The following is an 8,563-nucleotide window of genomic DNA, read 5'->3' as shown; positions in this document are numbered from 1 at the left end:
CCACCGCATCTACACCATTCGCCCGCGCGGCATGGCGGCCTTTCTCGAGGCGTTCGACCAGCTGGCGATGCCGATCCTGCTGCGCCACCTCGGTGCACCCCTGGCGTTTTACACCAGCAGCATCGGGCCGTTGAACCAGGTGGTGCACTTGTGGGGCTATGACAGCCTTGATGACTTCGAGAAGCGCAGCGCAGCGCGGGATGCCGACCCGGACTTTGCCGCGTACCTGCATGCCACCCGCGACCTGGTAGTGGCTCAGGAAACACGCATCATAAGGCCTGTGCGCTTACCCAGCCTTTTCCACTAGGGCTGCGACAAACACCGTCATAAAAACAACAACAGGTGATACCTATGAACAACACACTCGACGTGCGCCAACTGATCGACCAGCAACCCATCGGCCGTTACCAGAAATGGGTGGTGTTCCTCGGCTTTCTCATCATCGCCTTGGACGGCCTGGACGTCGCCATCATCGGCTTCATTGCCCCGCAATTGAAAAGCGATTGGGGCCTGGATGCGCAAAGTCTGGGCCCGGTATTGAGCGCCGCGTTGATCGGCCTGGCACTTGGCGCCTTGATTGCCGGCCCCTTGGCGGACCGTTACGGGCGCAAGGCGGTGTTGCTGTGCAGCGTCCTGCTGTTCGGCCTCTGGACACTGGCCTCGGCCTTTTCACCCAACCTGGAAGCCCTGGTCGCGTTGCGCTTTCTGACCGGCCTGGGCCTGGGCGCAGCCATGCCCAATGCCAGCACCCTGGTCAGCGAGTATGCCCCGGCACGCAGCCGCTCGCTGCTCATTACCCTGGCATTCTGCGGGTTCTCCCTGGGCGCGGCGGCAGGTGGCTTCGTCAGCGCCTGGATGATTCCGAACCTGGGCTGGCGCAGTGTCTTGGCATTGGGTGGGGTGTTGCCGCTGATGGTCCTGCCGTTGCTGTATTGGCGCCTGCCGGAATCGGTGACGTTCCTGGTCAGCAAGGGGGCGGACCGCAAGCGCATTCTGGCCATTGTCCGTCGCCTGGCACCTGAGCATGTCAACGCCGACACGACCTTTGTCTTGCCCGGTAAAGCCCAGGCTGCAGGCGGTGCAATCGGCACCATCCTCTCTGCGCGGTATCGCTTTGGTACCTGCATGCTCTGGGGCGGGTACGTGCTGGCGCTGTTCCTGGTCTATCTGTTCAGCGGCTGGTTGCCGACGCTGGTGAAGGAGGGGGGCGGGTTTTCGGTGGCCGAAGCGGCCATCGTCACCGCCTGTTTCCAGATTGGCGGCCCGTTGGGCGCGATTTCGGTAGGTTGGGCCATGGATCGCTACCCGGCGCAGCGCGTGCTGGTACTGACCTTCCTGTTCAGTGGTGCGGTAATTTTTGCAATTGGTCAGGTCGCTGCGGACTTCGCCTGGTTGTGCGCGGTTGCGAGCGCTGTAGGCTTTGGCCTTAATGGGGCAAGTGTTGGGATGAATGCACTGGCGGCGGCTTTTTACCCGACTGAAGCACGGGCGACCGGGGCCAGCTGGATGAGCGGCATCGGGCGCCTGGGTGCGATTCTCAGTGCCTTTGCCGGGGCACAGATGCTGGCGCTGGGCTGGAGTTTTGCCCAGGTGTTCGCTTCGTTGTTGCTACCCGCAGGGTTGGCGGCTTTGGCGGTATGGCTGCAGGGGCGAAATGCGGCGTCACGGCTTAGCGTTCCAGGCTGTACATCCGGCACCCCGGCTGCAGCGCCAGCAAGTTCGGCTCCCACTCCCTAGCCTTCGGGAACACAGCCCCTATCTGAAGCCATACGCTCGATCAGCGCCCACAACGCCGCATCATTGAAATCATCGACAACCAGCCTGGCGCCCGCTGCCAGCAACCGCTCCGGCGTCTGCGTCGTGGCCACGCCCACGGTAAAGATCCCCGCGCTACTGGCCGCGGCCGTCCCCGGCAATGAGTCCTCGAAGGCCAGCGCTTGCCCGGCCTCGACACCCAGCCGCTGCAGGCCGGTGAGGTAGGGCAGCGGGTCCGGTTTGGGCCGTGCCAGTTCTTCGGCCACCAGCACATGTTCAAAGTGCTGGCCCAGGCCCATGGCGTTCAGCATGTGCTCGGCGTTCAGCCGCGGTGCGTTGGTCACCACGCACATGCCGATGTCATGGGCCTGGGCATGCTCCAGCAGGCGCAACAGGCCTGGCATTGGCTCAAGCGACGGCGACATCGCGCGAAACAGCGCTTCCTTGCGGTCGGCCAATGCCTGGCACTGTTCGACACTGGCGCCGCTGAACAGCTCGGCGAACAGCTCGCCGTTGGCGCGGCCGCTGACCTGGGCGTCGAACTGCGCCTGGCTCAGCTCGCGGCCGTCGTGTTCGCGCAGCAGTTGGCGAAAGGCCTGCAGGTGCAGGGTGTCAGTGTCGGTGAGGGTACCGTCAAGGTCGAACAGCAGGGCGGTCAGCATGGGATATCCAGATGAAAAAACACAAGCCAGGGGATCATAACCAAAGCTGACGACGAAGGGGGCTGTTCAGCGTGCTCCGAAAAGAGTACAAATGTGCTCCATGGACACTCTTACCCCCAAACGCCGCGCCATTTTCGAATTCATCCGTGAGCGCATTGCCGAGCATGGTCAGCCGCCGAGCCTGGCCGATATCGCCACGCGCTTCGGTTTTGCCTCGCGCAGCGTTGCGCGCAAGCACATCACCGCCCTGTGCCAGGCCGGTTACATCGATGTCACGCCAAACCAGGCCCGGGGCATACGCCTGGCCGAACCGCTGCGCCGGCCAGAAATCCTCGAAATACCCGTGCTGGGCCAGGTGGCGGCGGGTGCCCCCATCGGCCCGGACCTGGACATCCACGAGCAGTTGCTGCTCGACCCCAGCCTGTTCCGCCGTACCCCCGACTACCTGCTGAAGGTGCGGGGCGACTCGATGATCGACGACGGCATCTTTGACGGTGACCTGGTCGGCATCCTGCAACAGGCTGACGCCCGCGACGGGCAAATCGTGGTTGCGCGCCTGGACGGCGAAGTGACCATCAAACGCCTGCAACGCCAAGGCGGCACTTACCGGCTGTTGCCACGTAACCCGGCCTATGCGCCGATCGATGTGCAGCCCGAACAGGACTTTTTCATCGAAGGCGTGTTCTGCGGCTTGCTGAGGCGCGACTGATGGGCGCCGTGGTCGACCTCGACAGGCTGCTGGAACAGCGCCGGGTATGGCGCGGCCGGCAGGCCCAGGCGCGGCCACTCGGGCTGCAGCCCACCGGCCATGCGGCCCTCGACGAACGTTTGCCGGAAGGTGGCTGGCCGGCGGCAGCACTGAGCGAGCTGTTGCTGGCCAACCCCGGCTGTGGCGAATTGCAGTTGCTGTGGCCAACCCTGGCCCGGCTGAGTGCAGAAGCCAGCAGAGTGGTGCTGGTGGCTCCACCCTTCATCCCTTTTGCACCGGCCTGGCAGGCAGCGGGGGTGGACCTGCGCTGGCTGGTACAGGTGGATGCCGAGCCTGCCGATGCCCTCTGGGCTGCCGAACAGTGCCTGCGCTCGGGCAGTTGCGCGGCGGTGCTGTGCTGGCCGGAACGTGCCGATGACCGCGCCCTGCGGCGCTTGCAGGTAGCGGCCGAAACCGGGCAGGCACTGGCGTTCGCCTGCAGGCCGCAGCAGGCGTCGCACAACCCTTCACCCGCAGCGCTGCGCATTGCAGTCGACACGCGCCCGGCGCAATGGCGCGTGCTGAAAAGCCGGGGTGGCATGCCTCCAGCGCTGCCTATTCCCTGCCCGGGGCGGGGCTGATGCACCATGCTCTGGGCCTGCATCCTGCTCCCGCAGCTTGCGCTGGACACCGTCCTGCGGGAGCGTGACGACCCTGATACACCCTTGGTGCTGATTGGCGGGCCGACCCAGCGTCGCGTGTTGCAGGCAGTCAACCCGGCGGCCGCTGCACTGGGCCTGCGGGCCGGGCAAACCCTGACCGCAGCGCGTGCCCTGGCCGATGGCTTCACCTGTGTCGAAGCCGACCCCAAACGCATCGATCAGGTGCAACAGCTGCTGGCGGCCTGGGCCTACCGCTTCAGTGCCCAGGTCAGCCTGCATTACCCTCGGGCGCTGCTGCTGGAAGTGGGCTCCAGCCTGCAACTGTTCGGGCCCTGGCCCTTGTTCGAGGCACGTCTGCGTCAGGAACTGGCAGATCTGGGCCTGCGTCAACGCATTGTCCTGGCCAGCAACCCGGTGGCTGCTCGCATGCTCGCCAATGGCCACGATGGCCTGGCCGTGGGCGATGTCGACGCCACCCGAGCGGCGCTGCTTGGCATGCCCATCACGCGCGTCGGCCTGCCGGCAGAGGCGGCCGAAGCGTTTGCCCGCATGGGCTTGCACCAGCTGGGCCAGGTATTGGCCTTGCCGCGCGATACCTTGGCCAGGCGCTTTGCGGCCCAGGTGCAGCTGCACCTCGACCAGTTGCTCGGCCTGCGCAACCTGGGGCTGGATTTCTACCAGCCACCGGACCGTTTCGAAACCCGGCTGGAACTCAATTTCGACGTCGAGTCGCACCAGGCGCTGTTGTTCCCGCTGCGGCGCATGCTCAACGACCTTGCTGCATTTCTGGCCGGGCGAGACTGTGGCGTGCAGCGCTTCTGCCTGCATCTGGAGCACGCCGAGGGGCCGGATACCCTGCTCAAGGTGGGTTTGCTGGCGGCCGAACGCGATGCTGCGATGCTGTTCGAGCTGGCCCGTGGGCGCCTTGAGCCGCTGCGCATACCCGCACCGGTGCGCAACCTGCGGCTGGTTGCCGAAGACTTGCCACCCTTTGTGCCACAGCATCAGGCGTTGTTCGACCCGCGGGCGCAACAGGCGCAACCCTGGGCGCAATTGCGCGAGCGGTTGCGCGCCCGCCTGGGGGATGAGGCCGTCAAGGGGCTTGGCGCAGCCGCCGATCACCGCCCCGAATGCGCCTGGCAGTTGGCGGAGCAGGGTGCCCAAGGCAACATGCCGGTTGCACCGGGCAGCCGCCCGGGGTGGCTGTTGTCGGCACCGATCGCGCTGGATGACGCCGCCTACCAGGTGCAGGGCTACGCCGAACGCATCGAATCAGGTTGGTGGGATGGCGGCGATGTGCGTCGCGACTACTACCGCATCGAAACCCGTGACGGCCTGCGCGGCTGGGCCTACCGCGACCTGAGCCAGGCCGGCCCGCTTTGGCTGCAGGGTTGGTTCGCATGAACACCCCGGGTTATGCCGAGCTGCATTGCCTTTCCAACTTCAGCTTCCAGCGCGGTGCATCGAGCGCCGACGAGCTGTTCCGGCGTGCGCGCGAGCAGGGCTACCAGGCCTTGGCAATCACTGACGAATGCACGCTGGCCGGTATCGTGCGCGCCTGGCAGGCAGCCAAGGTGCACCAGTTGCGGCTGATCGTTGGCAGCGAGGTGCAATTGTGCGACGGGCCCAAGCTGGTGCTGCTGGTCGAGAACCTGACCGGCTACCAGAACCTGTGCGCGCTGATCACCCGTGCCCGGCGGCGGGCAGAGAAGGGTGCGTACCAGCTGTTTCGTGATGACCTGCTGCTGCACCACCAAGGCCTGCTGGCCTTGTGGGTGGCCGCTGACAGTGGCGATACCGCTACCGGCGCGTGGCTGCGCAGTGTCTTCGCTGAGCGCCTGTGGCTGGCCGTGCACCTGCACCGGGGCAGTGACGATGCCATGCGCCTGCAACGGTTGCGGGCACTGGCGGCTGATGTGGGTATCCGCGCCGTGGCCTGTGGCGACGTGCACATGCACGTGCGTGGTCGCCGTGCCTTGCAGGACTGCATGACTGCCATCCGCCAGCATTGCCAGGTGAGCGAGGCCGGGCGCTTTCTGTTTGCCAATGGCGAACGGCACCTGCGCAGCCAGGCGCAACTGGCCGAGTTGTATCCGCTCGACCTGCTGGCCGAGACCTTGGTCATCGCCCGGCGCTGCCAGTTTGACCTGAGCGAACTGAACTACCAGTACCCACGCGAACTGGTGCCCGAGGGGCATACCCCGGCAAGCTGGCTGCGCGAACTGTGCGAGCAAGGCATGCCGCTGCGCTGGCCAGGCGGGCCGAGTGGCAAAGTGCGGGCTGTGCTTGCCAAGGAACTGGGGCTGATCGAAGAGCTGGGTTACGAAAGCTACTTCCTGACGGTGCACGACATTGTCGCCTTCGCCCGCAGCCAGCGCATCCTATGCCAGGGCCGGGGGTCGGCAGCCAACTCGGTGGTGTGCTTCGTGCTGGGCATCACCGAGCTTGACCCCATGAAACACCACCTGCTGTTCGAGCGCTTCCTGTCGCGCGAGCGCAACGAGCCGCCGGACATCGACGTGGACTTCGAACACGACCGGCGCGAGGAGGTGATCCAGTATGTGTTCCGTCGCTATGGCCGGCACCGGGCGGCGCTCACTGCGGTAGTCAACACCTACCATGCCGCCGGTGCGGTGCGGGATGTGGCGCGGGTGCTCGGGCTACCTGCCGACCAGGTGGATGCCCTGGCCAAATGTTGTGGCCGCTGGAGCGATCGCATACCCGATGACCAGCGCCTGGCCGAGGCCGGTTTCGAAGCGGGCAGCCCTTCGCTGCGGCGGGTGCTGGTGCTGGCCGGCGAACTGATCGGCTTCCCTCGACACCTGTCACAGCACCCGGGCGGTTTTGTCATCTCCCAGCAACCGCTCGACCAGCTGGTGCCGGTGGAGAATGCCGCGATGCCGGAGCGTACGGTGATCCAGTGGGACAAGGATGACCTGGACATGGTTGGCCTGCTCAAGGTCGACGTACTGGCGTTGGGCATGCTCAGCGCCTTGCGTCGCTGCTTCGACCTGCTGCAGCACCACCGTGGCCGGCACCTGACCCTGGCGACCATCCCCAGCGAAGACCCGGCCACCTACGCCATGATCAGCCGTGCCGAGACCATGGGCGTGTTCCAGATCGAGTCACGCGCGCAAATGGCCATGTTGCCGCGGCTGCGGCCCCAAAAGTTCTACGACCTGGTCATCGAGGTCGCCATTGTCCGCCCAGGGCCGATTCAGGGCGACATGGTCCACCCGTACCTGCGCCGGCGCCTGAAGCAGGAGCCGGTGACGTATCCGTCGCCGCAACTGAAGGAAGTGTTCGAACGTACCTTGGGCGTGCCGCTGTTCCAGGAGCAGGTGATGGAGCTGGCGATGGTCGCGGCCGACTATACCCCGGGCGAGGCCGACCAGTTGCGCCGCAGCATGGCAGCCTGGAAGCGCCACGGCGGGCTTGAACCGCACCGCGAACGGCTGGTGCAGGGCATGTTGCGCAATGGTTACACGCTGGCGTTTGCCGAGCGCATCTTCGAGCAGATCAAGGGGTTTGGCAGCTATGGCTTCCCTGAGTCGCATGCGGCCAGCTTTGCCTTGCTGTGCTATGCCAGCAGTTGGCTGAAGTGCCATGAGCCGGCGATCTTCACCTGTGCGTTGGTCAACAGTTGGCCGATGGGCTTCTACAGCCCTGATCAGCTGCTGCAAGAGGCTCGCCGCCAAGGTATCGAGGTACGGCCGGTTGATGTCTGCCACAGCGACTGGGACTGCACCCTGGAGCCTGATGCTGAAGGCACCCTGGCCATTCGCATGGGCCTGCGACTGGTACGTGGCCTGGCCGAAACCGATGCCAGGCGCGTGCAGCAGGCGAGGGCGCAGCGGCCGTGGCGCAACGTCGAAGACCTGTGCCTGCGCGCCGGCCTGGACGCACGGGCCCGTGCCCGCCTGGCTGATGGCGGGGCGCTGCGCGCCTTGGCCAGCGATCGGCATCAGGCGCGCTGGCAGGTGGCGGCGGTGCAGCCGCAGCTGCCGTTGTTCGCCGATGTGCAGGCCTTGCCTGAAGAACCGGTGCAATTGCCCGTGCCAACCGTGGGCGAGGACCTGATGGCCGATTATCAAACCCTCGGCACTACGCTTGGCCCACATCCACTGGCGCTGTTGCGTTCTCGCCTGAGGGCACTGGGGTGTCGCAGCTCCAGTGAATTGCAGGGTGTGGAGCATGGCGACAACATTGCCGTGGCCGGGCTGGTGGTGGGCCGGCAACGGCCTCAAACCGCCAGCGGTGTGACCTTCGTTACTTTGGAAGACGAACATGGCATGGTCAACGTGGTGGTGTGGCGTGCACTGGCCGAACGGCAGCGACGGGCGCTGGTGGGTTCGCAGTTGCTCAAGGTCAGTGGGCGGTTGGAGCAGGAGAATGGGGTGCGGCACCTGATTGCGCGGCGGTTGGAGGATGTGAGTCCGCTGCTGCAAGGGCTGGATGTGCGCAGTCGGGATTTCCACTGACCCCCAACGCTCGGTACTTGCGCGGTTCCCTGTGGGATCGGGCGAGCCCGCGAAGCAGCCACCGCGTTGCAGGGCACCGGCCTTGCCGGTGTTCGCGGGCATGCCCCACATTGACCGCCTGCAACCTTGAGCCTGCCCCAACCATTCATTGGCCACGGTGCGTTATTCCTTGGTCGACGGCCACGTTTGCCACTAGGCCTGAGCCCCCCCCCCTGTGGGAGCGGCCTTGTGTCGCGATAGGGCCGCGCAGCGGCCCCAGGATCTCGGCATCATGCATAGATTGCTGGGGCCGCTTTGCGGCCCTATCGCGACGCA

Annotated in this window: 7 protein-coding genes; 6 read left to right on the top strand and 1 reads right to left on the bottom strand. The window is 65.7% G+C overall.

Features of this window, described 5'->3' with window-relative positions; genetic code table 11:
* On the top strand, positions 1 to 307 hold a 307-nt coding region (locus tag AC3WLP_RS27695; protein WP_103340340.1), incomplete at its 5' end, for an NIPSNAP family protein.
* A 44-nt stretch (positions 308 to 351) separates the two neighbouring features.
* The gene (locus AC3WLP_RS27690) at positions 352 to 1,737 is read left to right on the top strand and encodes an MFS transporter (RefSeq protein ID WP_088513223.1); all 1,386 of its coding nucleotides are present in this window, start codon (positions 352 to 354) and stop codon (positions 1,735 to 1,737) included.
* Here the strand turns inward: AC3WLP_RS27690 and AC3WLP_RS27685 are convergent.
* Positions 1,734 to 2,417 carry an HAD family hydrolase gene (locus tag AC3WLP_RS27685; RefSeq protein WP_088513222.1) on the bottom strand — a complete coding sequence of 228 codons (684 nt, stop codon included), beginning with the start codon at positions 2,415 to 2,417 and terminating at the stop codon, positions 1,734 to 1,736. The two genes, AC3WLP_RS27690 and AC3WLP_RS27685, sit on opposite strands and share 4 nt — an antisense overlap.
* Before the next feature lie 91 nt (positions 2,418 to 2,508).
* Between AC3WLP_RS27685 and lexA the strand changes: the two genes are divergently transcribed.
* The 4 genes from lexA to AC3WLP_RS27665 are packed head-to-tail and all read left to right on the top strand — an operon-like array spanning position 2,509 to position 8,248.
* On the top strand, positions 2,509 to 3,126 hold the full coding sequence (lexA, locus tag AC3WLP_RS27680) for a transcriptional repressor LexA (protein WP_012052394.1): 618 nt from the start codon (positions 2,509 to 2,511) through the stop codon (positions 3,124 to 3,126).
* Positions 3,126 to 3,746, top strand: a complete 621-nt coding sequence (imuA, locus tag AC3WLP_RS27675; protein ID WP_004374214.1) for a translesion DNA synthesis-associated protein ImuA — start codon at positions 3,126 to 3,128, stop codon at positions 3,744 to 3,746. The genes lexA and imuA overlap by 1 nt, the downstream gene beginning before the upstream one ends.
* A gap of 6 nt (positions 3,747 to 3,752) precedes the next feature.
* A complete protein-coding gene (locus AC3WLP_RS27670; RefSeq protein ID WP_012052392.1) occupies positions 3,753 to 5,171 on the top strand; it encodes a Y-family DNA polymerase in 1,419 nt (472 codons plus the stop codon).
* The gene (locus AC3WLP_RS27665; protein ID WP_012052391.1) at positions 5,168 to 8,248 is read left to right on the top strand and encodes an error-prone DNA polymerase; all 3,081 of its coding nucleotides are present in this window, start codon (positions 5,168 to 5,170) and stop codon (positions 8,246 to 8,248) included. Before AC3WLP_RS27670 ends, AC3WLP_RS27665 begins: the two co-directional genes overlap by 4 nt.
* The last annotated feature ends 315 nt before the right edge of the window (positions 8,249 to 8,563 follow it).

Source organism: Pseudomonas sp. FW305-E2 (assembly GCF_058782925.1).
The sequence above is the reverse complement of the archived record's forward strand: the minus strand, read 5'-3'. Positions and strand labels throughout refer to the sequence as shown.

Bases quoted from the DNA above. Each gene is read 5' to 3' on its own strand.
- AC3WLP_RS27690 (WP_088513223.1), top strand. From the start codon at position 352: ATGAACAACACACTCGACGTGCGCCAACTGATCGACCAGCAACCCATC.
- AC3WLP_RS27685 (WP_088513222.1), bottom strand. From the start codon at position 2,417: ATGCTGACCGCCCTGCTGTTCGACCTTGACGGTACCCTCACCGACACT.
- lexA (WP_012052394.1), top strand. From the start codon at position 2,509: ATGTGCTCCATGGACACTCTTACCCCCAAACGCCGCGCCATTTTCGAA.
- imuA (WP_004374214.1), top strand. From the start codon at position 3,126: ATGGGCGCCGTGGTCGACCTCGACAGGCTGCTGGAACAGCGCCGGGTA.
- AC3WLP_RS27670 (WP_012052392.1), top strand. From the start codon at position 3,753: ATGCTCTGGGCCTGCATCCTGCTCCCGCAGCTTGCGCTGGACACCGTC.
- AC3WLP_RS27665 (WP_012052391.1), top strand. From the start codon at position 5,168: ATGAACACCCCGGGTTATGCCGAGCTGCATTGCCTTTCCAACTTCAGC.